The following is a 26,584-nucleotide window of genomic DNA, read 5'->3' on the forward strand; positions in this document are numbered from 1 at the left end:
AGGAGGTGTTCGGCCGCATGGCTGCATTGGACAACTCCTACCATATCTTCCATTCCGTCACATGGAAAGACTCCCGTGATGGTGAATGTGATATTATCATTTTTCATGAACTGAAGGGTTTTATCGCCCTTGAGGTAAAGGGAGGAGAGATAAAGAATGATGGCGTGAAATGGACATCAAAGAGCCAGAAGGGGATCGTCCACGAAATCCATAATCCGGTGAAACAGGCCCGTGACGCGGTTTACGCGGTGCGGCGTACCTGGGAAGACAAGTACGGAACAGTGTTGCCGGGGCATTACTCCTGGGCGGTCTGTTTTCCCGACTGTCCCTGGGAGAAATCATGCCGTACCCTTGAACTGCCCGAGCATGCAGTACTGTCATCGAAGGGTATGGATGATGTGAAATCATGGGTGGAGCTTCAATTTGCCGATATGGAGAAGAATCATGGTTCAAAAATCATTTCATCAATTGATAAACAACGATTTTTGGATCTTTTCGGAAATACTGTATCGATGAAGCTCTCCCTGAACCGGGCCATTGTGCGCCAGGAGGAAGAGCTCCGTATCACGGACCGGATGCAGGACTACCTGCTGGACCTCTTTGACGACAAGGCGCGGATCGGTTTCCAGGGCGCTGCCGGCACGGGCAAAACCTGGATTGCCATGAAAAAGTCTCGGCGGCTGGCGGAGGAGGGCAAATCTGTTCTATTCCTCACATATAATCGCCAGGTGAATGATTTTGTATTCGAATCCCTTGAGGATGTTGCATCCATAACAGTTAAAACCTTCCATGCCTTTGCCCAAGGGATTATCCGGGAATATCTCAAAGATCACATGGTTGATCCGGGATGCCAGAAGTGCTTTTTTGACTGCATTAATGATTTAGCAAAGCAGGTGGGAGAAAACACTAAAAAGGAAAGCGAAAAAAGCAGCGGGAAAAAGGAACCAACCATAGACAATAAACTCAATGGCGCCCTGCATTTTTTGAGAATCATCCCTGTAAATATGACCTGTACCGACATACTTAAGGACCATGGGGAGAAATTGCCTGCGGCTGTGCGGGAGGTAATGAAATACCTTTTACCGGATGGGAAAGGTGGCTTCTTTGAAGACCGGGTGCCCCTTGCGGTTATGTCGATTTTTGAGGCTGACCAGGGAATTCGTGAGCGGTATCATTATGATGCCCTTATCATAGATGAAGCCCAGGATTTTCATACGTCTTGGTGTGAATGCCTCAAGTACCTGTTTCTGCAATATGGCGACCGCATCTGCTATATCTTTTACGATGACAACCAGACAATCTTCACCAATAACGAGGAGTTGCCGGTTACTGATCTTATAGCATCGGCGGGACTGGAAGATCACATCTTCAGATTGCGGGATAATCTGAGAAACACGGCATCAATCCACGATTTTGCCGTGGCAAAGACCGGTAAGGGGGCTACGGCGCGTCCCTTCGAGATCCCTGGCTTAAAGCCGGAGGTGGCGACAGTTAAGGGTGATAACGCAGCCCGGTCGTCTGTGGCTGCTATTCTGAAAGATCTTATTGAGATCCATGGCATCAGCAAGGACCGCATCGTTATACTTTCCAATAGGAACATGGATAAATCGATATTTTCAGAAATACCGGATGCAGGCGGTTATAACATAACTGAGGGTTCAGTAGCCAAGGGCGGAGTGCGATTTCGTACTATCCACAAGTTTAAAGGCCTTGAGGCGGATGTTGTTATTCTTGTGGCTCATCACCGGGAGCAGGATAGAGAGGTGCGATATATATCAGATGAATTGTTTTACGTGGGATATACCAGAGCTAAGCATTTGTTGTGGGTCGTGAATGTTATGTAATAGATTGGTATTAAGAGATTTTTCCATAATCAAAGAAAGCTTGAAATAATGGATTGCTGCAGACTACTGATTGCAATATGTGTGATACTTTCATAAAAAAATCTATACTATTTCCCTTCCGAGTATAAGAAATATTAACATGTACATTCTATCTTAACAATAGTTTAAACCATTTTGTATTGTTGTACATTCTTGTTACCTCCATGATTTGTAAAAAACAAAAAAGTTTGTCCGCAAATATTTTTGTCTGAAAAATATTATATTTTTCTTACAAAATAGCTTGATAGTAAATAAATTCGTTGTGACGTTTTTGTGACGTGCCCCCTCTTTAAAGAGCAACAAGATGCAACAAGGAGCAATAATTGTGCTGATGGTGTAGTCTCTGAAGATGATTTTGTGGTTAATTAATTTTTTCTGTACAGCAATTTGATGCAATACAGAGCAACATGAAGCAATAAGAGAGAGAAATGTGGGCGCTACTGGACTTGAACCAGTGACCCTCTGCTTGTAAGGCAGATGCTCTTCCAGCTGAGCTAAGCGCCCTATTATTATTTTGCTGTTTTACCGTTCAATTTGCTTGCGCGAAAGGCGAGGGTTGTCCGGGCCGGTACTTCAATATCTTTGCCCGCTATGGGTGAAAACACCTTGCGGGCTTTTTTCTCTGACTTGTAGAATGTGCCGAATCCGCGGATTTCGATCTTATCGCCTTTGAGCGCGCACTCTTTGATCTTTTCAATGAAATTGTCAACGATATAGAGGACTTCCTTTTTCTTCAAACCGCTCTGCCTGGTAAGGCGGTCCACTATATCGGACTTTGTCATGGAGCGGCTCCTATGACTGGGCTTTCGCCAACGCGTTCACTCGCTTCGCTATTCTCGATTTCTTCCGAGCCGCGGTCTTCTTGTGGACGACACCGACTCCGGCCGCCTTGTCTATGGTTGATGCGAACTTGACATACAGGTCCCTGAGCGCTTCCGGGCTCTGTTTTGCCTCCACCGCTTTCTCGACTTTCTTGGAGGCCGTGCGGATAGAGGATTTGACCTGGGCGTTACGGGCCCGCCGTTTTTCGTTCTGCTTGTTACGTTTTTCCTGGGATTTGATGTTTGCCACTGTTTTTCCCTTACAAATAGTATAGTAAGCCAGCGAATATGGCTGGTTTTCAAAATATAATTTCGAAAGGCAAATATGTCGATACCATGGGAAACTGTCAAGAATATTACAGAATTAATTGTTGTGAATCCTTATTTTATTCCCTCCGCACTCCGATGGAGACATGAAGGATTTACTCTCGATTTTTATTTAATATTGAATCCAGCCCATTCGTTACCCTTTTAAAGGATGATATTTTATGACGATTAAAGATATTACCAACAAGCCTACATCGGGTGACAGGAGGGGCGGATTGTGATCGGCGTAATGTCAAAATAACTTGACTTATAGTACTATTAATAGTACTATATATAATATTATTAATAAGGCGGTATGTCATGGCGCAGATAATTACTGCAAATGAGCTGAAAACGAAAGGAGTCTCAATTCTGGATGAGGAATCTTCCGGTGATTCAGAGGTGATCATCACGGTCAGGGGTAAAAGCAAATATGTCGTGATGCCGATTGAAAAGTATAATTATTTAAGGGAATGCGAGCTGGATGCGGCATTATATGAGGTTAAAAAAGATCTGAAGGACGGAAAGTATAAAAAGGAATCAGTGGAAAAACATATAAAGAGAATAACCCGTGGCTGATATTATTTATACGGAGAGCTATAATAAAAGGGCGTCAAGATTCTTAAAAAAGCACCCGGATATTATCAGCCAGTATGAAAAAACATTAAAACTACTTGAGGCTAATCCGCATCATCCCTCTCTGAGATTACATAAGCTACAGGGTAAATTATCTCAATTATACTCTGTTTCAATAAATATAACTTACAGGATATGCATTTATTTCATAATTGAGGATGACAAAATCATACCTATCGATATCGGTACTCATGATGAAGTGTATTAAAAGCCGCGGTCTGGATGCCACAGGGGGAAATCTTTTCATAAGTACGGTAAATTATAATTAAGATAATTCAATTAAAAAATTATGGTCTCAAAACATCCGCCCGCAGGGCGGATACTGAAGGATATCGATGCCTGAGGCCGCTCAAGACCCGCGGCATGGAGGCCGCGGGAGGCGCGAGTCTGCACGAGGCTGCATACGAGCGCCGAGCAGTGAAAGGTAAATCTTAGGGTAAAGACCAGCCTCCGCCGGCGCCTGAGGCGGCGGGGAGAGAGGGAGCGCGAGGGTGAGAGGGCGAGCAGTCCTCTTGCCCTCGCAAAAAAACCATAACGGGTCCCGGTAAAAGCTATCCTGCTTCAGGATAAAATATATTAATCACTCCGTAATCAGCATCCTGAAGAGCTGCTTCGCATAATAATACACCTTGCATTTCGACGTGCCGTCGGTGGACTTCATTAGATAGCAGAGCACCTTGGTCTTGTCGGTGTTATATGAATAGATGAAGAAGTTCCTGTCCTGCTGCACCAGGGGCTGGCCGAACTGTCTGGTCAGGTTGGCCTGTATCTCTTTTTCCGTTTTTGGGTCGACGTTTCCCCAGTTTTCCATGATAGTGTAGAGCTTGTCGTTGACGAAAAGATAATCTATCACGGGCTTCGACTGGATGCGCAGGATTATGATCTTGTCGATGAGCTTGTTGTCGATGGCCGTGATGTAGCTCAGGATCTTGTTCTTGTACTTCGGTTTGTCCTTGGGCGTGAACTGGGTAGATTCCCTGTCCGACGGAAGGCTCTTCTTGACCTTCAGGAGCTGGGTGCCCCATTCATACTTCAGGGGCGCTCCCGCAAGGGAAGCGGAGGCGAACATCAGCGCTGTCATCAGTGTGATTGCGCAAAAGAGGGATCCTTGCTTTTTCATTGTTTCCTTGGCACTATGGGATTGTACGGCAACTCTATAGGGTCAAAGAATATTTGTCAATTAATTATATATAGAAGCCAGGCCGGGTTGGGGATGCTAACCCTGCGAGATTCTCTCCTGAAAAACTTCATTACTATCAAGATGAATACATTATAATCGGCAAAAAATGGATTGGTAAACTTCAGTAAAAATTGTTAATTCGGAAACCCTCTCCATTTGATGGAGAGGCGCCAAACAGGATGTTTCAGTGCCGAACGCGGACAGGATGTCGAAAAAGCGTTCGGCGTGCGCGGAGCGCGGGTGAGGCCTGACAATGGGGGCAGGGGGGTGTGGCTCTGCAGGAGGCGAGGAACGCAAGGGGGGTGACGTTTAGTATGCGGAGCAATGGGGACAGACGATATAAATTAATTATTTGAAATATTTATACGGGTATATTAGCTTTGTATATGGATGGGGCGCCGGGGAACAATGTTTTTCCGGTGGAGTGTCAGAAGCCCTGCCATGGGCGGTATAGATGGTTATTATACACAATTGTGCGAATCCCGCCGCTTTCCGTGAAATCATGGAGGAGGTGCAATAAAATGAAAAAGATTCTATGCGTCGCTCTGTTCCTGGTTATGGTCGGGTCGGTCGGTCTCTATTCCGAGACGGGTTACCGCATAAAGGGATTGATCATCAATTCCTCCGATACATTCATCGAGGTGAAAAAAGGCCGAAAGGAAGTGGTACTCCACTGGACGGAAAATTCAAAGATTCTCAAGGACGGGCAGGCGGCTGAACGCGGGACCGTGAATATCTGCCAGAAGGTCGAGGCCACCTACGTCAAGAAGGACGGCAAAAAAGAGCTGGTCTCCCTGGACATTCTGAGCGAAGGCTATTGCACTAAATAAATGGTTAAGCGCATTCATATGATCGGCATCTGCGGCGTCGCCATGGGGACCCTGGCGCAGATGCTCCATGACCGGGGATTCGAGGTTTCCGGGTCGGACCAGAACATCTATCCCCCCATGAGCGATATCCTCAACAGGAGCGGCATGAAGCTGTACGGCGGCTTCAGCGCGGCCAACGTGGGCAATCCGGACCTGGTCATCATCGGCAATGCCGTGAGCAGGGGGAACCCGGAGGCGGAGCGCGTGCTGAACGAGCGGATTCCCTACCTCTCCATGTCCCAGGCCCTGTTCCAGTTTTTCCTCCATGACCGAGAGGTAATCGCCGTGTCCGGCACCCACGGCAAAAGCACCACCACGGCCCTGCTGGCGCACCTCCTGGTGTCGGCCGGGGCGGACCCGTCCTTTTTCGTGGGCGGGGTCACGCGCAATTATGAGTCCAATTACCGCCTGGGCGCGGGTAAATTCTTCGTCATAGAGGGGGACGAGTACGATTCCGCCTTTTTCGAGAAGGTGCCGAAGTTCGTGTACTACCGGCCGCACCACCTGGTGCTCACCTCCCTGGAGTTCGATCACGCCGATATCTTCCGCGACCTGGGGGAGATCGAAACATGGTTCCGGCGCCTGGTGAACATGATTCCCGCCAACGGCAATATCGTGTATTCCTCGGCCTACGGCAACCTGAAAGAGATCGTTTCAAAATCCCTGTCGCAGCGTTTTTCCTACGGCAAGGCCGGGGCCGATTTCGCCTATGCCGTAAGGGGCTATAGGGGCGATTTCTCGGAGCTCGATATCACCGCTCCGGGAGAGAACTTTCCCCTTAAGACCAGGCTCTTCGGGGATTTCAACTTTGACAATTGCATGGCCGCCGTGGCCATGGCGCGTCTCCTCGGCATCGGCGTGGAGGCCATCCGCGCGGGCCTTGAGTCGTTCCAGGGAGTGAAGCGCCGCCAGGAGCTCATCTACGACGGCAACCGCATCAAGGTGTATGATGATTTTGCCCACCATCCCACGGCGATAAAGTATGTTCTCGATACCATGCGGGAGCGCTACCCCGATGCCCGCCTCTGGGCCCTGTACGAGCCGCGGTCTGCCACGTCCCGGCGGAACGTGTTCCAGGAGGTGCTGCCGGCGTCCTTCAGGGCCGCGGACGACATTCTCATCAAGATGCCCTACGAGGGATCGGCCATAAAGGACGGGGACAAGCTCGATCCGGATATGCTTCTCCGCGACATCAGGGCCTTCAATGAAAACGCCCGTCTCTTCGGTGACGTGGATTCAATGCTGGAGCATATAGCCCTGACCATGGACACGGACATTGAGAACGTCATCGTCCTCATGTCCAACGGCGGCTTTGACGGCATTTACGGGAAAATTGCGCCGGCATTGGACACGGCGGCCGCTGCCGGGGCGGATGTGAAGAATTGAAAAATAATTACTATTGCGTATCCCCCCTCCCTTGAGGGGAGGGGTAGGGGGAGGGTGAATATAATTGAGCATGATATAGAAAGTAAATATGTATCGTGTTTATTACCCCCACCTCAATCCTCCCCCATCAAGGGGGAGGAGGTGATTCTGCAGAAAGAAATATTTTCTGGAATAAAAATTTACTTTATGATGGTACTGCCATGAAACGTCTGATACTTCTCGCTATCGCCATCGCGCTATTGTCCGGGCCCCTCATGGCCAAGGACCGCTACGCCCTCATCAAGCTCGAGGGTAGCGTGAACCCCATCATGGCCCAGCATATCGCGGAGTCCATGAAAACGGCCCGGAAGGACGGGGTGAAGTTCATCGTTGTGCAGCTGGACACTCCCGGCGGCATGGTGGACTCCATGCGAGAGATCATCAAGGCCATCATGGCCTCGGAAGTGCCGGTGGTGGTCTATACCTATCCCAAGGGAGCCCAGGCGGCCTCGGCCGGCGGCTACATCATGCTGGCGGCCCACGTAGCCGTGATGGCGCCGGGCACGGAGATCGGCGCCATGCATCCGGTGAGCCCCATGCTCAATTTCATGCCCCGGGACGAAAAGGGTGACCCCTCCGGGGTAATGGAGAAGAAGGTGCTCAACGACATGGTGGCCTACGCGAAGAGCCTGGCGCAGAAGCGGAACCGCAACGTGGCCTGGGCCGAGCGCGCCGTGAGGCAGGCGGCATCCAGCACTTACCTTGAGGCCCAGCGCGAGAAAGTCATCGATTTTGTAGCGGAGGATATGGCCGATCTCTTGAAGAAGCTCGATGGCCGGACCGTATCGGTCAATGAAAGGAACGTGGTGATCAGGACCGCGGGCTGCACGGCCGCGGAGTATTCCATGGACTGGCTGAAGAGATTCCTCAACTTTTTCGCAGATCCCCAGATCGTGCTTTTTCTCCTGATCATCGCCGTGGTCGGCATCGGCTTCGAGATCAAGAGCCCGGGCCTGATCGCGCCGGGCGTTATCGGCGCCATATCCCTCTTCCTCTTCTTCATGGCCCTGAGGATCCTTCCGGTCAACGTCGCCGGTATCATCCTGATCGTCCTGGCCATAGTCCTGTTCATCCTTGAATTGAAGATTACGAGCTATGGGCTCCTCACCATCGGTGGCATAGCCTCCTTCGTGTTCGGGGCCATGATACTGTTCGACTCTCCCCTTCCAGGAGGTTCCGTGCCCATGACAACGATATTGGCGATGGTGGTGGTGCTGCTGGCTTTCATGTTCATCGTGGTGAGGGCGGTGATCAACGTGCACCGCGCCCAGGTGACCACGGGCCGCGAGGGGATCATCGGCGAGACCGGCTCTGCGCTGGAGGATTTCGACGGCGAGGGCCGGGGCATGGTCAAGGTCCATGGGGAGCTATGGAAGGCTCTCGCGGACGAGTCGATCAGGAGCGGCGAGGGAATTGTCGTCACCGACGTGGACGGGATGACGCTGAAGGTGAAGAAGAAATGAAAGCGGGGTCACGTGACCCCGCCTGACTGAATCGATACATATATCATCACAAATAAGGAGGACTCACATGCTAGAGGGAATAAGCTTCATAATGTTTCTCGTTATTTTCGGAGTATTTCTGCTTATCGCTTCCATTAAAATTGTCAAGGAATACGAGCGGGCCGTCGTGTTCAGGCTGGGCAGGCTCCTCAAGTCCGCAAAGGGCCCGGGCATCATCATCATCATCCCCGTTATCGACCGGTGGGTGCGGGTGAACCTGCGCCTTATCGCCATGGAGGTACCGCCCCAGGACATTATAACCAAGGACAACGTGTCCGTGAAGGTGAACGCCGTGGTCTATTTCAGGGTCATAGAGCCGAATCGCGCCATCACCGAGGTGGACGACTACATGTACGCCACGTCCCAGCTTTCCCAGACGACGCTGCGGAGCATACTGGGACAGGTGGAGCTGGACGATCTCCTTTCCGCCCGCGACCGGATCAACGCCGAGCTCCAGAAGGTGCTGGACACCCATACAGAGCCGTGGGGCATCAAGGTGGCCAACGTGGACGTCAAGAACGTGGACCTTCCCCAGGAGATGCAGCGGGCCCTGGCGAAGCAGGCCGAGGCGGAGCGGGAGCGCCGTTCCAAGGTCATCGGCGCGGAGGGCGAATTCCAGGCCGCGCAGAAGATGGTCGACGCCGCCGCCCTGATGGAGGCCCACCCCATGTCGCTGCAGCTGCGCTATCTGCAAACGCTGCGGGAAATATCTGCGGAGAAGAATTCCACAACGCTTTTCCCGATCCCGATAGATTTGATTGACTTGTTCTTGAAAAAGAAATAGTTGTTACGCTCCTCCACTTAACGGGGAAAACCCTCCCCCTTGAGGGGGGAGGGCAGGGTGGGGGTGAAAAAGCATTTAGTATCACCCTCCCCTATCCCCTCCCATCAAGGGAGGGGGATATTATCGCGCATATAAACAGGAGTTTTTAATGATCACGCGTGAACTTGTAAAAACATGGATAGTCCAGATCAGGAGCAACTTCCTCCTCCTGGCCGTCATTCTTTCCCTGCTAGGCCTCGCCCTGGCGGGCCTCTGGATGAAGAAGACCGGCGTCGGGTCCTTCAGCGTCATCGAGGCTATAGTACTTGTCCTGGGGGTCGTGCTGACCCACGTGTCCGTGAACCTCTTCAACGAGTACTCCGATTCCCAGACCGGTATTGACGATAACACCCGGCGGACACCCTTCAGCGGCGGCACCGGCATGATCCAGGCAGGAAAGACCACTCCCCTGGCGGTGAGCACCGCCGCCTGGCAGACCCTTTTCTGGGCCTTCATCATCGGCCTCTACTTCACCATCATGTCCCACTGGATGGTGATGGTCATCATGTTCGTCGGGGCCCTGTCCATCGTCTTCTACACGACCCACTTTGCCAAGGTGCTCTTGGGTGAATTCATCGCGGGGCTGAGCCTGGGATCTCTGGTGGTCATCGGCGCTTTCGTCGCCATGACCGGCGGATCGGCGGCTACTATCTGTGATCTCTTTCCCGGCGAGGTGATCATCCTGTCAATCCCTCCGGGAATACTGACGTCCCTGCTCCTCTATCTGAACGAGTTCCCCGATGCCGACGTGGACAAGGAGGGAGGGCGTTTCCACCTGGTCATACTCCTTGGCAGGAAAAGGGCCTCGTACCTCTATGTGGCCGGCCTGGTCCTGACCTATGTGTTTATCATCGCCGCGCCCATCGCGGGACTTTCATCATGGTGGGTCCTCCTTGGGTGCGCCACCATTCCCCTGGCTGTAAAGGCCGGGATGATGGCCCTGAAGCACGCCGAGGACATACCGAAGCTTGTTCCCGCCCTGGGGATCAATGTCATGGTGGTCCTGATAACCGACCTTCTCCTGGCAGTGGCGGTCGTCCTTGAAATGATCTTTTGCGTTTAAGGCTTGATGGGGAGCGCAGGCCTGTGGAATGAGAACTCAGGCGTTAACGGCCGTGGCCGGTGAAGCTTCCCCTGCAGTCGGTCATGAAGGCGTCACAGAAGAATTCCCTGCACCCCTGGGGCCTGTTCTCGTATATGGTGCAGAGGCCGCCGGGGCTCAGGTTGGGGCAAGCGGCCGCGGTGGCTCCCGAGGGCAGGCGCAGGGGCGCTCTCTCCCCGGACATAGGGAGCCTGCCGCAGCACTGCATCAGCTTTTCTTCAATACCGCACTCTTCACAGAATGACATAGGGACGCCTCGGGGCGGAAAAAGGGTCAGGGGACATGCTTGTGCGAGGTCCCGTTGGTGCAGAAGCTTTTATAACGGATCTTGGCCATGTCGTATATCTTCTTCACCAGCTCGCCGGGATTTGACCGGTATTCTTCCATGCGGTGGGTGACCAGCTGCTTGACCTGGTTGATGTTGATGGAGGAGCCGGCGAAGACCACCTCTATCTCGCGCTCCACCGACTTATAGCTCACGCCGGAATGCTCAATGCGCTGGCCGATGATGTTGTTCTGGAGATTGCGGTGGTGTATCTCGATGTCGATGAGCTCCGGCGATTTTTCCCGAGCCGCGGAATAGACCACCAGGGAGGGCATGAACTCCTCGAACTCCTCGGACATGAGGAGGTCGTTGAGGATGCCGTTGAAGTTGAACAGGACCAGCAGCGATACCAGCGATGAACCGTAGATGGTTATCTTCGATTCAGGAATGATGTTGTCAAAGGGATTGAAGGCGATCGAGTTGACCTGCGAGAAGGTCTTGACGCCGGCCTCGCCGCGCCCCATGTACACGACCTCGTCGTTTTTAAGATTGTTTTCGTGGAGAAACTTCTCTATGACCAGGCTCTTGCGGTCGCCGGATATGAACCGGTTGACGTCCCCGGCGTAGATCTCCTTGTCGATCTTGTCCCGCTTTTTCTTGTAGTCCGTGGCAATGAGATTGCCGTCGCTCAGGCCGACGCGCTTGACGAACTCGATGGCGATCTCATAGGGCATTGCCGTCAGCACCAGGGGGTTGTACGGCCTGATGAGCCTGATGAAGGTCTCCGCGCCGGGAAAGAGCCGTGATTTTTCACCAATGACAGAGATGCACGAGGTGGGCACGTCTTTCAACAGGAAGTCGGGGAAGTAGACCGCGAGTTTGAAAAAGGAGAAGGGGACCTCGCCCTCGGAGGAAATCCGCCTGTTGTTGTTGTCCAGGATGTTCTCTATCTTGATCCCCTCGGTGTCGAAGAAGAGCTTGTCGATGAGGGTGCTGTAGTCGCCGATCTCGAGGAAATCGCCGAGACCGATGAAGACTTTTTTCGGCTCCTTCAGAAGGTACGATACTTCCTTGAGATAGTCTTTCTTGTCGAGACTGATTCTCTCGAATCCCTTTTCCCGGGAATGGTTGATGATTAGTTCGTATTTATCGTCTATCATATGGCGTGGCGGCGCGCCGTTTCATTCCGGCATCTATCATAATAATACTGCATCCATACGGGAAGTCAAGCGCTAATAGTCAATACATTTTTTGACATATTGTATGATATCCCCGGTTTGATCGGCCGGCGTTGCGCCAGCGCCGATACTTTGTGCGGGAAAAAAGGAGTCCACATCGGGCCCGATACTACCGATTATAAATATAGAGATCAATAATGTCCCCCGTGAGAGGATTTTTTTAACTTGACAGTATGCGGGTCTTTGGATTATTAAATCATTTCTAGACCTGCAAAACATATAATGTATCAGAATCTATCCGCCGGGAATTCGCATTCGCAGGCATCGGCGCCGGCATCGCGGATTGGGCGGCGGATACATCTGACAAAGAGAAAGAATTTACATTCTTTCATAGCGTAAAAACTTTTTACCTTTTGGATCGATTCATGAAGAGAAAGCTATACCTGTTTTCAGGCGCCGTGGCCCTGTTATCCGTTGTAATATTCATAAGCCTTGCCGGCATGTCCAGAGCCACGACCCTGTTCAAGATCAAGGACTCCGATATCGACGGGGTGACCGACAAGGTTTCCGATGCGCGGATACAGCAATACGGGAAGCAGTTCGCGGGCTGGCTGAACGGCAATGTCCCCGGCGGCATGGTGCCATCGGCGGCGGTCGGCGTCATCCAGGGCGACCGCCTGGTGTTCCACCACGGCGTAAGGGCCGACAGCACCACGCGCTTCGGCATCGCATCCCTCTCGAAGACCTTCACCGCAGTACTTGCCCTACGTCTCCAGGAAAAAAAGATACTCATCCTCGATGATCCTGTCAGCAAGTACCTTCCTGGCGTAGTGATCGAGCGCGCCTCGCTGCATTCACAGCCGGTCTCCGTGAGGCACCTGCTGGCCCATACGTCGGGCGTCCCGTCGTTCAGCGGCAAGCATGTCCTTTACGAAATCAAGGGCAAGAAGCTGGCGGTGCCTGAACAGGTGCACCCGGCCGGCTTCAGCTATTCCTATTCGAACGAGGGTTATGAGCTGATGCTGCACGTAATCGAAGCGGCATCGGGAAAGTCCTATGCCCGGTGCATGAAGGATGAGGTTCTCGATCCCCTGGGGATGTCCTCCAGCACGGCCGAGTTCTCCAACGGGACTGGCGGCATCGTAACCACCATACAGGACCTGGCCAAGTACACCGCCATGCTCATTAATTGCGGCACCTACCGCGGCGTGCAGCTGCTTAATGAAAAGTCTTTCGACGAGCTCATGGCCAAGCCGGTGGAGCTTCCGAATACAAGGGTGGACTATTACTACTCCCTCGGGTGGGAAATGATCACCGTGGGCGGCGCCATCGACAGCTACTACAAGGCGGGCCGCTGGTTCAACCAGGCGTCGGGCCTGCAGGTCTTTCCGAAGAGGAAGATAGCCTTCATATACCTGTGCAATCCCCCCGAACACCTGGGCGATTCCTTCATGTCGTGGCGCCAGGGCCTTACGGGCATGCTCCGCTCCCTGGTGAGAAATATTTCCGGAGATACGACCCTCTGCACGGAATGGCCGTCCCTCACGCCGGTCGAGCTCCGCTGGTATGAAGGCCAGTACCGCAACGTTATCACCGGCGAAAAGGTCAACGTATCCCTCAAGGGCGGGACCCTTTTCAGTAACGGCTTCGGCGGGTACATGCCCCTCAGGACCTTCACCTCCAACCGCTTTCTCATCGACAGCGGCCGCATGCTTCACAACTTTGTCTGGAAGGACCACCGCGTCGTGGGACTGGCTCTCAGGCACGGCTATTATGAGGCTGTTCACCAGTAGAGAGCGAGGGGAAATCCGTGCAAATCATTCAACCGCCTCTTGAACACTGATCTCATATCCCAGTGCCAAATCAATGAAGAGACATAAGCCAACCTGATGCCGCGGTAGAAAAATCCACCGGAATCAAAAATAAAAATTCTTTTTATTTGACAAGCGGCGCGGAATCCTTTTTAATCAGAACCATGGTTGTCCGTCGCTTTCATATTCTCCGGCCATTTTCATTCTATATCCACCTGTGTATCGTTATAATGATATCATCCGCCTGCTTTGTCGAGGAGAAGCAGAAAAAGGAACTGGTCACACCGAAGCAGGACCCGGTAAAAGTCGAGCAGGACAATGCAATCAGGGAGCAGAAAATCAAGGCGGAAAAGCAATCCCTATCCCAGTGGATGTGGGCAAATACCTGGTATCCCATCGTGCCTTCAGCCGCGGCCGCGGTGGTCGATGGGAACGACATAACATACATGGTAACGGTGAGATGCGATCCCTCCACGCCCTTTCTCGCCGCTTCCCTGACCAAGACCTTCACGGCCCTGGCTATCCTGCAGCTGGTCGACCGGGGCCTGGTGTCCTTCAATGACCCCATCAGCAAATACCTGCAGGTGAAATTCGAAAACAGCGAGCTCAATTCAAAACCGATAACTATCTGGCATCTTCTCACACATACGTCCGGCCTGATAGAAGACCCGAGCCCGAAGCATGCGCTGAACAGCTATCCCTTTATGGTGCCGGAGCAGAAGTATCCCACCGGGTTCCGGTTCAACTACTGCAACCAGGGGTATAATCTCCTCGGCTTCATCGTATTCGAGGCGTCGGGGCAGTCGCTGGGTGAATACGTAACGCGGAACATCCTTGTTCCAATGGAGATGAACGATTCAAAGGCGCCTGAAAGCACCAGGGGCGCCGCCGGTATTGAATGCTCCATCAGGGATCTTGCCAGGTACATGATCATGCTCATGCATGGCGGCGTGTACAAGGGAAAAAGAATCATATCGAAGCGCATGTACCGAAAGATCATCAGCGAGACCATTGAAGGCCCGAAATCCCAAAAGAAGGAATACCGGGGGCTCTGCTTCCGTATTTGGTCCATCGACGGCATTGTCTACTCCATGCACCACGCGGCCCACATGCCCAGCGCCGGCGGATTTATGCAGTTCTTTCCGCAGCATAACTGCGGATATGTTTTTATCAGCAATCCGCCCGTGTATGATCGGGAGGAGTATTACGGCTATTATTACGGCCTGAAGAGCAGGTTGGTGCGTTTTTGCAAGGCCCTCATGAATGACGACTTCGATCCCGTAACCTTCGATGCTGACAAGCCGTCGAAGGCGCAGCTCCAGCTGTTCGTGGGCCGGTATCGGCAGTACAGCAATCCCGTCAACGGCTACTATGTCGATGTCGAGCTCCATCCGGGGGGGTACCTGATTGCGACCAAGTCTTACAACGGCTCCCGGGTCGGCCTAATACCTACATCGCTCCATACATTCGTATACATATTCCCCGACCAGAACGAGAAGGGCGAGATCTATGATTTCGTCATGAAAAGCGGAAAGGTCATAGGCCTCGGCGTCAAAGAGGGGTATTATGTTAAGTAGGATGGGATGTTCGATATGATTCTCCGGTTGTTTTTGAACGGCGAGGGGGGAGTAGGTGTTCGATGGTGCGGGGGTAGCCCCAGTAGATTCGCCAGGATATGATGTTGTCGACAACTTCTCTGATAACAACATAATTTTTAAACTGATAGTTATCGGTATTTAAATTTTTTGTTATTTTATTCAGGTATTTTTTCACAGCATATGCAACAATTAGAGAAACAGACATCTTAAAGAACTTCCTCAGATCCAGCAAATACTCGTATTCGTCCATCCTGACCTGGAGATGGACCCTGCGCCAGCTTTCCGGTCCGCTTCGTTCCTGATACCGGATCAGGTTCCCCATCTGCTCGGTGTCCGGTATGCTGTTCATCATTTCCTTGACCAGCTTCATGATCAATTCTGATCTTTTAATACCCCATGATTCGGATACCATGGCTATCATGTTGAATATTTCTCTATGCATATTAATTGTAGTTTCCATTGCGTACTCCATTATCAAGCCGGCTGACTACAAGGGTAACGAACGGCGTGGTGAAAATATTAAATCTTTTACCTGATATTTTAGCAATGAACTTTATTTTTTGCTTGTAACCACCGGGTGGTGCGTACAGATTCTATCCATATTCATATCTGTGAGGAAGGCCATGGAAAAAACGGTATTATATAAAAAGGAAAACGGAATAGCCTTTATTACCCTGAACAGGCCTGAGCGGCGCAACGCCCTCAATCAGGATTTGCTCGCAAACCTTTATAATAGCATTGACGATGTTACCGCGGATATCAATGTCAAGGCGGCGATAATTACCGGTGCCGGGACCGCCTTTTGCTCCGGCCTCGACCTGAAGGCCATAGCCACTGACAACCTCATGGATCCCCGGGGCGACGGAAAGGACCTTGTCGATGTATTTAACGCATGCGCGAAGCCGATTATCGGCGCGGTAAACGGACCGGCGATGACCGGCGGCTTCGAGCTGGCTCTTAATTGCGATTTCCTCATCGCCTCCGAGCAGGCCTCGTTCGCGGACACGCACATCAAGATGGGAATACATCCGGGGTGGGGCATGAGCCAGCTCCTCCAGGAGGCGGTGGGTCAGCGGATGGCAAAGCAGATGTCTCTCACCTGTCAGTTCGTATCCGCCCAGGAGGCGCTCCGTTCAGGCCTCGTGAACGAGGTTGTCGCGGCTGACCGTCTTCTCCCGCGGGCGAAAGAAATCGCCGGTTTCATAGCGCAGCTTAACCCGGATATGCTCCAGACCATGAAGAGCCTGATCGAGTACCGGGATGAATCCACGCTCCACGATGCCCTGGCTCATGAGCGGCGCGGATTCATGAATTTTCTCAAAAAGAACTGGAAGAAGTAAAAAAGTGATATTGCTTGAATGACGGTTCAATATCCCTTCATCTGGGCTTCCCGTATCCTCCGGTAGAGGTTTTCGTCGCTGGTGCCGAACACGATGGCGTTGCTTTTCCACTTTTCGTAATCACGGTGATACTCCGTGATCAGGCCGACGACTTCATAGGAGCGTAACAATCGTATCCTTCCGTCCGGTTCCTGTTGTTCCTTGTATCCGGAATGTATGCAGAACATGACTGCATTATCCACAAGACGAGTGAGGATTCCGATGAAATCGAGGTCCATGAGCTGAACGTCCCGGAAAAACCTGAAGAAGCGCCTGGAAAAGAATTTGACCGGCGCCATGCCTGGCCTTGAGAAGTACACGATGCGGTTCGGCTGGTCAAAGGAATGGAACTTGAATCCGCGGAAGGCAAAGAGCTCGCCGCTGTTTATATAGATTCTGCCCACCATGATGATGAACGTCATCATAAAATAACTCTCGTAATATTTTTCATAGAGCCGCAGGTTTCTCTGTTCCTTCTCCCGTTCCTCTTCCGTCGCGGGAACCGGCCATGGCCTGGTATGGCCTTCAAGAAGCTCATCCAGCGTGAGACCTTTCGGATCGGGCGGCTGGCGAAATCCATATCCCGAGGCGGGTATGCCGGTAAGATCTTCCTTCGTAGCCGCGACCCTGTACCAGTATTTTATCCCTGCTTCAGCAGTGGAATCGACGAATCTTTTCGCGCCGGTCTCGCCGATTGTTTCATAGGGACCGTGCGGAAAAGGGGAGCGCGAGATCGAGAAGGTGCTGCCCGGGGTGGTGCTAGACCAGGTCAGGGAGACCGAGTCTTTTGACGTCCCCCTGGATATCGACAGTGATGACACGGCGGCATTGCCCTTTTCTTCGGGCACGGCATAGGGATGCAGGAAAATCAGTATGATGAGAAAAAACGGTATTCTTTTAGAGAAACCTGTTAAAAAGCGTTTGGACCGCATCCTTCGTTTCCACATGGTACTTGTTTAACTTGAATATCTCCACTTTAAAGTAACCAAAATGTACGGTCTTAATCAAGTTTTCCGGGAGAAGGTGTTTCTGGAATACTTCGACAATCGCCTTTTCAAAGATAACGTTTCTGCAAACGGCGAAATAAAGGGGTATCCCGTTTTCACGGGTCGTGACCTTGTTCCCGTTTTTCAGGCTATTGACAGATATATCGATATCATACTGGATTTTATTTATCAGCTTGTAATTATAGGGAATCAGGGACTGGATAATGACGGCCCTCAAGTTGTTTTCAACGACAAGGCCGGCGGACCAGCTTCCGGCGATGATGGCGTTGGCTGGCAATTCGCGGCCCAGCTCCTTTGAGGCGTTATAGAGCCTGTGCTCGTGGAAGAAGAACCATTTGCCGTACTGGAAGATCTGCAAGGCCAGGATGAGGCTGAGAAGGATCGCGGGAAATTTCGGATTATTAAAGAAGTTAATAAACCGTTTCCTCATCAGTATCGTCACGATGATGGAGGCCAGGCAGAGGACGGCAGCGCCGGCGATGATGACGGTGAGACTGGAAAAATCGCCCTTGATGATGGCAGGATAATATTGATCGACCAGGCGGTTCTTCAGGGACTGGGGAATCGTGTGAATCAGCAGCACGATCCCCGTATAGAGCAGGGTAAAGGCAATAAAAATGTAAAAAAACAGGTTGTGGGGAAACCGCTTCTTCCCTGTGAAGAATGCCGCAATGCCATGATCGGGGAAATCCGCGATGACCCGCGCGGCCAGGGCTATAAGTGGAATGGCCATCAGCAGGTAATAGCGCGACGGGCTGTAATACATGACCGTGGTGAAGAGCAGTCCGAACAAGAGCCAGCTGGCGAGAAACAGGTCCGCCGTGTTGCGTCGTCCGCCGAAGATATATTGATGGATGGAGAACAGGGAGAACAGGATGCCGAAGAAGAAGGTGAAGGGATGGAGGAATATGAATTCCATGTAGATGCCCTTCGCCAGGACGTTCTGGAGCGGATCGAAGGCGGTGAATGGCAAAAAGGTGGCGACGGACTGGCCGAATATCTTATACGACATAAGCAAATAGGCCAGGTTGACTTTAAGCTGGTTCAGGTGCGCGAAGGGAAGATAGATGAGGCAGAAGGCCGCTATAAAGATGACGAACACGCCATTCATGGTTCTCTCTGACGCCTTGTACCGGTTGCAGATATAGAGCAGCGCCGCCGGGGCCATGGCGGGAATGAGAAGAAGGAGGTTCCGTTTCACGAAGAAGCCCCCGGCAAAACCGAGAAACCCTATCAGGAAGAAAATCGTGCGGAAAAATGCCTTTTTCGCGGTATAGGTCCCTTCGCTTTCGGCTTCCCGCCGCTCCCTGAAGGGCCTGAAGAATTCGGAGAAACCCAGGACCGACGCCATGATGTAGAATATCAGGTGGGATTCGTACATGCCGAGCCTGTTGAACATCGCCGTGAAGTAGTTGGTGCCAAAGATGATCAGGCCGGTCAGTGCCGTCAGGCGGTCGTAGTTGCGCGTCAGAAAAATGAACAGGATAACCATGGTTGCCGCGGCATAGAGTACCGATAGGAACCTGATCGAGGCATAGCTCGTTCCGAAATGCCTGAAGATCCATGTATGGGGAAGCACTGTCAGGGGGCTCTTCGTGTTCCATCCCTCGTATTCGTCCTCGGGCGTCCATTTCCAGTCGCCGAACAGGACCATGTTGCGGGAGTCATAGGTCTTGAAGCCCTCGTCGGTATAGGTCGCGGCGGACATGGTCAGGTCCTGCGGGGCGTCGGCATTGATATGGACGAACCGCATCAGCGTGAAGAGAACGACAAGAATGGCGGCCACGGCATAGAATTGCCGGCCGGCCGATATCCGTTTCAATACCTGCAGCATAGGGTCCCCCCGCATGTTCTTTAGTAATTGTCAAGGACCATAGGCCCCGACAGGTCAGGTTTGTAATCGCTGTCCGCCGAGGTCTTGTTCTCTTTCTGGTGCATCCCCTGGAAGTTGTATTTTTTAAATACCGTCAGATAGCCATCCACCATCTTTTTCCAGGCGAAGTTCGTGATGGTGAACTGCTTGGCCTGCTCGCCGAATTCTTTCAGGTGGCTCGTATCGGAGAGGATGGCATGTATTTTATCGATCCATGCGGCCTCGTTTTCGGGCGGCACCAGGAAACCGTTCTTGCCGTCGATGACGGCGCATGTTATTCCCTCGAGAGAGGAGGCGATCACCGGCGTGCCGTTCACCGAAGCCTCAAGGGCAACCAGGCCGAAGCCTTCTGCATCGCCCATCACCTTGATATTGGGCATTACGAACATGTCGGAGTGCTTGAGTATCTGGACCATGTCCTCGAAGGGCTGCTTGCCGAGATAGAAGGCCCGGCCCTTGATCTCCTCGCGCTCGAGGGCCTCGCTCACGTCGATCTCGTCCAGGCCGAGTCCCAGGGCCAGCACGAGGAGGTGTGAGATGCGCTTCGGCAGAAGGTTGAGAAAGAAAAGGATCCTCCGGATGTTGGGGTCTGTCGGTCCCACGATGAGGTAGATGATGTTTTTGTCGAGCTGGGGCAGCACCCTGGTCATGAACCAGGAAAAGCCCTTGCGCCGCACGCTCCGGCCGATCGATACGAGTATCTTCTTGTCCTGGAGCGGTATGCCCAGCTTGGCTTCAAGGGTTTTCCTGAAGCCCGGTTTCTTGTTGATGAGGGACATTTCCGTGTCAACGCCGTTGCGCACCACGTAGACCCTGTCCCGATCGAATCCGCGCTTGATGCATTCCTGGGCCGTGGCGTGGCTCACGGCTATGACGCCGTCCAGCTTCTTGAACCTGTTTACCACGTAGCTCTGGTAGATCTTGCTGGGCAGGACGATGTCAAGGCCGTGAAGGGTCATCAGCACCGGGATGGACGTGAATCGTTTCAGGAAGGTGCCGCAGAAGCCCATGAGGCCGTCATTGAGATGAATGATTGAAATATTGGGGTTTTCCTTCAATATCTTTTTCACCTTCATCGGCGCGGTGAGAAGGAACTTCGCCCTGCTTGACTGGTTGTCGTATATCAGCGTATGCACCTTGTGCGTTTTAGCGGCGCCGTTGATGAGCTCATAACTCTGCTTTTCCATCCCTCCGACTGAAGGGGGATACTTATGAGTTATAAACAGGATTTCCATCTTCCAATCCTCCGCTTTTACGAATGATAATGAGGAATGCGATAAAGCCCACGCAGATCCAGAAGAGCTGGCGCGCGCGCCGCAGTATCGAGACCGTGACCCATACGCCGGATCCGGGCACCTGCACGAGCTCAAGCATCAGCTTGCTGGCGTATTCCTCGATGCCGATCTGTCCCGGGACGAAGGCGCCGATTCCCTTGAATACCATGACCCCCACCTCGATGGCGATACATGAGAGGAACGAAGCCTGCAGTCCCAGCAGGTGAAGGATCACGTAGAATTCCGAGGCTCCCATGAGCCAGCTCGCGAACGACAACAGATATGCTATTATGAAATTCGCTTTTTTCGTCTTGTAAAAATCGATCAGCTCCGCGTCTGCTTCGTTCATTTTTCCGACCGTTCCGGGGATTCCTTTCAATTTCGGAAATCTGCGGTTCAGGGCGCCGAGGGCCGCTGCCGGCATGGAAAGGATCCCCTTGCCGCTGCTGAGCCGGTAGAGGAGGTATATCACCAGCGCGAACATCAGGGCGATCATGACAATAAGGGGAATCGTGCCGGCCATAAACTTGAGCTGATCGAAAAAAAGATAGACCCCTATCATTATAAGGGTGAGCGCGGAGAAGAGGACCAGGAACCGCGATATGGTAAGGGACACGATGCTGTCCTTGTAGGGAATGTTCTTTCTCTTTAACAGCAGGGCCTTGAGGGCCTCGCCGGCGATCACGTTGGTTGGATTGATCTGGGCGAGGCTTTCGCCGATCTGGCGTATGATGAAGAGCAGCCCTGTAGAGATGTGACCGGGGAATTTGTAGAACGATAGCTGCCACGCGACGGTGACCATGAGATAGGCGATGAAGGTCACTGCGACGAGAAGGAAGAAGCGTATATTGATGAGCTTCAGCTGATCCCATATGCCGGTCAGGTTTGATTTGGATGCGAACCAGTATATAAGGAAAACTCCGAGAAGGAGGCCGGCGGCCCGTATGGCAATATGGGTCTTGCTTTTCTTCTGCGCCGGTTTCTCCGCCAGGTCAGACGGCAGCTTCATTCAATCCCTCGAGTTGCTTTTTTTTCTCGGCGATGACCGTCTCGTATGACTTGAACAGGTCCCTGCACAGGGTGTCCCACCTCTGTTCCTTTGCGTAGCCCACCGCGTTCCTGCTCATGCGCTTCAGTTCGGCCGGGTTGTTGATGAGATAATCAAGCTTTTCACAGAAAGCATTTACGTTCTTCGGCTCGACCAGGAACCCGGTTTCACCTTCCCTGACGATGCCGCACTGGCCGCCCTTGGCGGCAGCCACGATGGGAAGGCCCGACGCCAGCGCCTCCAGGTTCACGTTGCCGAAGGTTTCGGTGATAGAGGGGAACAGGAAAATGTCGCAGGACGCGTATATCCTGTGGAGGTCGCTGTTGAGGAGCTTCCCCGTGAACACCGCCCCGGGCATGCGCTTCTTCATGTAGCCGCTCTGCGGTCCGTCGCCGGTAATGACCATTTTCACGTTGGGATGGGTTTTACAGAGCTTTTTATAAATGCCGATGATGGTCGTTATTTCCTTTATCCAGAAAAGCCTGCTCACAAAAAGCACCCGGATCGTTCCTTTCCCGCACAGGTCGTCGATATACCTGGTATCGCGCTTCTTCGGATTGAACATGGTCATGTCGATTCCCCGGGCCCATATCATCATGCGGCTGCGCTCGATGCCGAAATCGACCAGGTCTTCCAGCACCGGTTTCACGGGCACGTAGACTATGTCGCAACGGTTATAATAAAACCTGAGTATCGGAGGTACGATGTGTTTTAAAAACCTCAGGAAGGGAAGGTACTTGAAATAATAATCCACGTAAATGGGAAAGTGGGTATGATACATGCTCACCAGCGGCAGATCGTTTTTTTTCGCATAACTTCTCGCATAACGTCCCAGGAATGACGGCGAAGTGAAGTGGATCAGGTCCGGCTTGAATTGTTCGAGGGCGTTTTCAAGGTTTTTATCCAGGTAGGGGAAAGCGAGGGGATACTCCCCGTAGAGGGGCACCTTGATGTAACGGCACAGGACGACCGGGTAGGGAAATTTTGCGAGGTCCGTCGGGGGATAGGGCGTGATAAAGAGAAATTCGAACTTGTCCTTGGGAACCCGCTCGATTATATTGTAAAGCGTGTAGGTCACGCCGTCCAGGTTCTCTTTCAGCACATCCGCGAAGAGGGCAACCCGTATTTTCTTCGTTTTTTTCATAACTGGCGGCATCCGTTGTCGTTTTACAGGCGCTGTGTGATCGCTCTGCTGCGATGCGTTCTCTCGGTGTCGATGCGTGATGCGCGATCGATGGCTCTTTGAAGCCGGAAAAAATCAGCGAGAAGTCTCGCACAGGCCGTCAAAGTAAATTGATAATTTTTCTCTGTCAAGGAATAAGTATTTTATTTTTATGGAGCGATTCTGTCGCCTATCGCGAAAAGAATACACTTGTATCATTAATACAACAGGACAAAAATTATTCGTACCGAAGCGCGTCAATCGGGTTAAGGCTCGACGCTTTTTTCGCGGGGTAGTATCCGAACAGCACGCCAACGACGGCGGAAAATATGAAAGATCCTGCTATGGACAGCAGTGAGAGGACGAAGGGCTGGTTGGCTATGACGGTGTACAATACATAAATTGTAATTCCCAGGGCAATGCCGGTGACGCCGCCGAGGGAGCTTATGATAAGCGCCTCGATGAGAAACTGCATGAGGATGTCGCGGTTCTTGGCGCCGATGGCCATCCGTATGCCGATCTCGTGGGTCCGCTCGCTCACCGAGGCGAGCATGATGTTCATGATCCCGATCCCTCCCACGACAAGGGAAATACAGGCGATCGCGATCGAACCTAATGAAATGTAGTTGGTTATTTCTTCGGTTTTTTGTATGACTTCCTTGCTCGACGAGATTTTATAGTCCTGAAGCTGCTCCGGGGAAAGGTTATATTTCCTCTGCAGCATCGCCATGAGCTCCTCCTTGACCTCGTCGACCTGCGACTCGGAATAGGTGGCCATGTTGATGACGACGAAGCTTTTCACGCCGAAAAGCTTGTTTGCGAGGGTGGAGTAGGGGCCGACGATAAAGTCATCGAAGTCCCTTCCTCCGATCGACATGCCTTTCTCCTTTAAGCAGCCGGTGATCCTGAAGGGTATCCTGTTTATCAGTATGACCTTGCCGATGGGATCTTCGCCTTCGAAGAAAGCCTTTTTAATGCTGTGGCCGATAATGACGATCTTCTTGAACGACCGTATCTCTTCCTCGGTAAAAAAGCTGCCGCTTTCCAGCTCCCAGCTGCCCATGATGAAATAATCGTTGTTGATGCCGTATATCTGGCGGTTTAAATTCTTATTCTTGTATTTAACAGGAAACTCCCAGTTGTTCATCGGCGTCAGGTACTGGACCTGGGGAATGTTTTTCCTGATGTCGTCAAGGTCGCTGTCGTTGAATGGCTTTTTGAATGAAACCATCATGATGGCGTTGCTGCCGAAGCTCTGTATTTTCTCGCGTACGGCTATGCGCATGCTATTGCTGACCCCGAAAAGCACTATGACCGCAAAAACACCGATAATAATGCCCAGGCAGGTGAGAAGGGTTCTCATCTTGTTTCTCTGCAGCGCCCGTATCGCCACGATCGAAAGGTTTTGATAGCTCATGCTCATGTCGGTGTTTTTCCCCGTCCAGTGTCTTGTGGTGTACGGTGCCGCACCGGGGAAGCTTCCGTCAAGGAAAAAATGCGGCTTCCCCGGCATTGCCGGCGCGGGCCCCTGTCCCGCCGGTTACGGGATGAACCTGTACAGGTAGCTTGTTATCCCGCCCCTGGTGTGGAATGTCTTCACCAGCTTGAAATGGCCCGTGGATTCGCCCCTGTCCCTGATCTCCTTGAAGACAAAGGCCTTCCTGTCTATGGCGTTGGGGTCCTTGTAGGGGAGCCGCCGGATGTAGAAATCGTCGACAAACACATAGGTGGCTTTCAGCCCGGCCAGCTCCGGCACCAGTTCCGTGACCGTCGTGCCCTTGATAAAATACGACAGGATAAATTTTTCATCGCCGAAACCGGAATAGTATTTCGGCACGTTGGTTTCCGATATCAGCATCCTGTCGGAATCGACGGCGTTCTCCTTGTACCAGAGGGCCACCTGCTTGAATTCGACGCGGGACATGCCGTGGTGGTCCATGGCGCGCACGCCGTAGTAGACCATCAGGTTGATGAGGATCCCGCAGGCAAGGATGAGGGCGGCGTTGTTGAGAGTGATCTTCTTCCCGGCGCCGATAAGAATAACCACCGCCATCAGGATCGTGAAAAGGGCGGCGAAGGCGCAGTGGGCAGCCGAGTCGTCGCGGCAGATGGCCCCGAAGGAAACGGCACATAGAGCCAGTGCCGCCGCCGCTAAGACGGCCCCGATCGCCGGCTGGGTCTTCGCGGTGAGCCTGGAAAATCTCTCTTTGAGCCATGGCGCGATGCCCTCGGAGATGCCGTAAAACAGGAAGAGCGTCAGTATCCAGAGTATCGGCATGACGTAGCGGTCCTTGGTGTTCTGGTAGACCATGTGGATGAGAAGGAATCCCGCGAAGAAAACGAAAATGTGCGCGAAGTCTTTTCTATTTTGCCTCCACATGAGAATGACGCCCCAGATCAAGCCTGCAATGGTAACAAGGGCCGGGATGACGATGAGAGCAAGGAGACAGATTCGAACCGCCGGGCTTTCGTGAAACCATGCGTGGGTCGCGGTCCACTGGGTGAAGCCGCCGGTCACCAGGAAGCAGTCGACGATGAAGCGGTAGATGTTCGGCCCCCGGTGGGCGATCTCGCTCACGTAGGGATGGCCCTTCGCGCCCAGGACGCTGAGGAGGAGCCAGGCCGCGACGCCGGCCGTTGCGCATGTCCCGAGGATGATGGAGAGAATCCATCTTTTACGGTAAAAGAAGTCCCTGAACATGACGGCCGGGATGATGAACACCGCGTCCCATTTGGTCAGGGCCGCGAAGAACGCCGTGACGTAGGATATCTTCGAATCGCGCAGCGAAAGATACAGTGAGAGGACGATGAGAAGGGAGAGGGTCATTTCCAGCTCCGAGTTTATCGCCATGTACAAAGTGTATATATTGACCCCCAGAAAGAGAAGCGCCGCCAGGGCCGCTTTATCCGAAAGGAACCGCCGGTACACCAGGAATACCAGGATGAGATACGGCGCCAGCAGGAACATGTTGAGGAGAATGGCGGTATGGTAGACCGGGTCTCCGGACGCGACAGGATTGAGGGGGGTCAGCAGGGACAGAAGAAGGGGATACAGGGGAAGGAACTTGAAATTGGTGCCCGGGAAGTTCCCCTTCATGTATTCCAGCACCGGTTCCCTGATATTGCTGATGTAATCTCCCGTGGGAGTTTCAAAGTAGTTGAAATAGAAGATACCATAGGCCACGGACACAAGGATGATCCCCGCGGTGATGATCTTTTTTATCGCCAATTCCGGTGATTTCATTGGTCCGCACCCTCTGCAATTATTTGTCACGGCATAAAAAATGCCGGAAAATCCTACATATCCCCGTCAATGGAAATGTCAAGATACTTCTTTGAAGTCGCTTTGAACGGCTGAAAAAAGGATCCGATCATAATATGCCGGTAAGCCGGCATCTTCCCGTGTTGATCTATCTATTGACAAAGCCCGGGGTAGTGGATA

At 52.3% G+C, this 26,584-nt stretch carries 24 protein-coding genes and 1 tRNA gene; 11 read left to right on the forward strand and 14 right to left on the reverse strand.

What is annotated here, in order from left to right; all coding sequences use genetic code 11:
• The first annotated feature begins 17 nt into the window (after positions 1–17).
• Positions 18–1,844, forward strand: coding sequence for an ATP-binding domain-containing protein (locus KA369_05940; GenBank protein MBP7735498.1), 1,827 nt, complete (start codon positions 18–20; stop codon positions 1,842–1,844).
• A 470-nt stretch (positions 1,845–2,314) separates the two neighbouring features.
• Here the strand turns inward: KA369_05940 and KA369_05945 are convergent.
• The 3 genes from KA369_05945 to KA369_05955 form a co-directional block, all read right to left on the reverse strand.
• A tRNA-Val gene (locus tag KA369_05945) sits at positions 2,315–2,387 on the reverse strand.
• Positions 2,388–2,392: 5 nt separating this feature from the next.
• Positions 2,393–2,665 carry an HU family DNA-binding protein gene (locus KA369_05950; GenBank protein MBP7735499.1) on the reverse strand — a complete coding sequence of 91 codons (273 nt, stop codon included), beginning with the start codon at positions 2,663–2,665 and terminating at the stop codon, positions 2,393–2,395.
• A gap of 10 nt (positions 2,666–2,675) precedes the next feature.
• Positions 2,676–2,954 carry a 30S ribosomal protein S20 gene (locus KA369_05955; GenBank protein MBP7735500.1) on the reverse strand — a complete coding sequence of 93 codons (279 nt, stop codon included), beginning with the start codon at positions 2,952–2,954 and terminating at the stop codon, positions 2,676–2,678.
• A gap of 377 nt (positions 2,955–3,331) precedes the next feature.
• Here KA369_05955 and KA369_05960 point away from each other — a divergent pair, with 377 nt between their 5' ends.
• Complete coding sequence (locus tag KA369_05960; protein MBP7735501.1) at positions 3,332–3,589, forward strand: type II toxin-antitoxin system Phd/YefM family antitoxin; 258 nt, start codon at positions 3,332–3,334, stop codon at positions 3,587–3,589.
• On the forward strand, positions 3,582–3,854 hold the full coding sequence (locus KA369_05965; protein ID MBP7735502.1) for a type II toxin-antitoxin system RelE/ParE family toxin: 273 nt from the start codon (positions 3,582–3,584) through the stop codon (positions 3,852–3,854). Before KA369_05960 ends, KA369_05965 begins: the two co-directional genes overlap by 8 nt.
• A 372-nt stretch (positions 3,855–4,226) precedes the next feature.
• On the opposite strand, the gene KA369_05970 is transcribed toward KA369_05965, so the two are convergent.
• The gene (locus KA369_05970; GenBank protein ID MBP7735503.1) at positions 4,227–4,766 is read right to left on the reverse strand and encodes a hypothetical protein; all 540 of its coding nucleotides are present in this window, start codon (positions 4,764–4,766) and stop codon (positions 4,227–4,229) included.
• 581 nt (positions 4,767–5,347) lie between these two features.
• Between KA369_05970 and KA369_05975 the strand changes: the two genes are divergently transcribed.
• The 5 genes from KA369_05975 to KA369_05995 all read left to right on the forward strand — a co-directional run bounded on the left by KA369_05975 (position 5,348) and on the right by KA369_05995 (position 10,508).
• Positions 5,348–5,656: a hypothetical protein gene (locus KA369_05975; GenBank protein ID MBP7735504.1), complete on the forward strand. Its 309-nt coding sequence runs from the start codon at positions 5,348–5,350 to the stop codon at positions 5,654–5,656.
• An 18-nt stretch (positions 5,657–5,674) separates the two neighbouring features.
• Positions 5,675–7,081 carry a UDP-N-acetylmuramate:L-alanyl-gamma-D-glutamyl-meso-diaminopimelate ligase gene (gene mpl, locus KA369_05980; GenBank protein ID MBP7735505.1) on the forward strand — a complete coding sequence of 469 codons (1,407 nt, stop codon included), beginning with the start codon at positions 5,675–5,677 and terminating at the stop codon, positions 7,079–7,081.
• A 200-nt stretch (positions 7,082–7,281) separates the two neighbouring features.
• Positions 7,282–8,583, forward strand: a complete 1,302-nt coding sequence (locus KA369_05985; GenBank protein ID MBP7735506.1) for a nodulation protein NfeD — start codon at positions 7,282–7,284, stop codon at positions 8,581–8,583.
• 67 nt (positions 8,584–8,650) lie between these two features.
• Complete coding sequence (locus KA369_05990) at positions 8,651–9,406, forward strand: slipin family protein (GenBank protein ID MBP7735507.1); 756 nt, start codon at positions 8,651–8,653, stop codon at positions 9,404–9,406.
• A gap of 148 nt (positions 9,407–9,554) precedes the next feature.
• Complete coding sequence (locus KA369_05995; protein ID MBP7735508.1) at positions 9,555–10,508, forward strand: prenyltransferase; 954 nt, start codon at positions 9,555–9,557, stop codon at positions 10,506–10,508.
• 43 nt (positions 10,509–10,551) lie between these two features.
• Here KA369_05995 and KA369_06000 read toward each other — a convergent pair whose 3' ends face one another.
• Both KA369_06000 and KA369_06005 read right to left on the reverse strand, forming a co-directional pair.
• A complete protein-coding gene (locus KA369_06000; protein ID MBP7735509.1) occupies positions 10,552–10,794 on the reverse strand; it encodes a hypothetical protein in 243 nt (80 codons plus the stop codon).
• 26 nt (positions 10,795–10,820) lie between these two features.
• Positions 10,821–11,972: a hypothetical protein gene (locus KA369_06005; GenBank protein ID MBP7735510.1), complete on the reverse strand. Its 1,152-nt coding sequence runs from the start codon at positions 11,970–11,972 to the stop codon at positions 10,821–10,823.
• 443 nt (positions 11,973–12,415) lie between these two features.
• On the opposite strand from KA369_06005, the gene KA369_06010 reads away from it, so the two are divergent.
• The gene (locus KA369_06010; protein ID MBP7735511.1) at positions 12,416–13,783 is read left to right on the forward strand and encodes a beta-lactamase family protein; all 1,368 of its coding nucleotides are present in this window, start codon (positions 12,416–12,418) and stop codon (positions 13,781–13,783) included.
• Between the two features lie 248 nt (positions 13,784–14,031).
• Positions 14,032–15,378, forward strand: a complete 1,347-nt coding sequence (locus KA369_06015; protein ID MBP7735512.1) for a serine hydrolase — start codon at positions 14,032–14,034, stop codon at positions 15,376–15,378.
• Here KA369_06015 and KA369_06020 read toward each other — a convergent pair.
• The gene (locus KA369_06020; protein ID MBP7735513.1) at positions 15,371–15,859 is read right to left on the reverse strand and encodes a hypothetical protein; all 489 of its coding nucleotides are present in this window, start codon (positions 15,857–15,859) and stop codon (positions 15,371–15,373) included. The two genes, KA369_06015 and KA369_06020, sit on opposite strands and share 8 nt — an antisense overlap.
• A gap of 163 nt (positions 15,860–16,022) precedes the next feature.
• On the opposite strand from KA369_06020, the gene KA369_06025 reads away from it, so the two are divergent.
• Entirely contained in the window at positions 16,023–16,739 is a 717-nt protein-coding gene (locus KA369_06025) for an enoyl-CoA hydratase (GenBank protein ID MBP7735514.1), read from the forward strand.
• Between the two features lie 26 nt (positions 16,740–16,765).
• Here KA369_06025 and KA369_06030 read toward each other — a convergent pair whose 3' ends face one another.
• The 7 genes from KA369_06030 to KA369_06060 form a co-directional block, all read right to left on the reverse strand.
• Positions 16,766–17,710: a hypothetical protein gene (locus tag KA369_06030; protein MBP7735515.1), complete on the reverse strand. Its 945-nt coding sequence runs from the start codon at positions 17,708–17,710 to the stop codon at positions 16,766–16,768.
• Positions 17,676–19,619, reverse strand: a complete 1,944-nt coding sequence (locus tag KA369_06035; GenBank protein MBP7735516.1) for a hypothetical protein — start codon at positions 19,617–19,619, stop codon at positions 17,676–17,678. Before KA369_06035 ends, KA369_06030 begins: the two co-directional genes overlap by 35 nt.
• A gap of 20 nt (positions 19,620–19,639) precedes the next feature.
• Positions 19,640–20,845, reverse strand: a complete 1,206-nt coding sequence (locus tag KA369_06040; GenBank protein MBP7735517.1) for a glycosyltransferase family 4 protein — start codon at positions 20,843–20,845, stop codon at positions 19,640–19,642.
• A 22-nt stretch (positions 20,846–20,867) separates the two neighbouring features.
• The gene (locus tag KA369_06045; protein MBP7735518.1) at positions 20,868–21,941 is read right to left on the reverse strand and encodes a flippase-like domain-containing protein; all 1,074 of its coding nucleotides are present in this window, start codon (positions 21,939–21,941) and stop codon (positions 20,868–20,870) included.
• On the reverse strand, positions 21,925–23,124 hold the full coding sequence (locus KA369_06050) for a glycosyltransferase family 1 protein (GenBank protein MBP7735519.1): 1,200 nt from the start codon (positions 23,122–23,124) through the stop codon (positions 21,925–21,927). The genes KA369_06045 and KA369_06050 overlap by 17 nt, the downstream gene beginning before the upstream one ends.
• Before the next feature lie 256 nt (positions 23,125–23,380).
• Positions 23,381–24,655: an ABC transporter permease gene (locus tag KA369_06055; protein MBP7735520.1), complete on the reverse strand. Its 1,275-nt coding sequence runs from the start codon at positions 24,653–24,655 to the stop codon at positions 23,381–23,383.
• A gap of 27 nt (positions 24,656–24,682) precedes the next feature.
• Positions 24,683–26,386: a hypothetical protein gene (locus tag KA369_06060; GenBank protein MBP7735521.1), complete on the reverse strand. Its 1,704-nt coding sequence runs from the start codon at positions 26,384–26,386 to the stop codon at positions 24,683–24,685.
• Positions 26,387–26,584: the final 198 nt, after the last annotated feature.

This window comes from Spirochaetota bacterium (assembly GCA_017999915.1).
Lineage (GTDB): Bacteria > Spirochaetota > UBA4802 > UBA4802 > UBA5550 > RBG-16-49-21.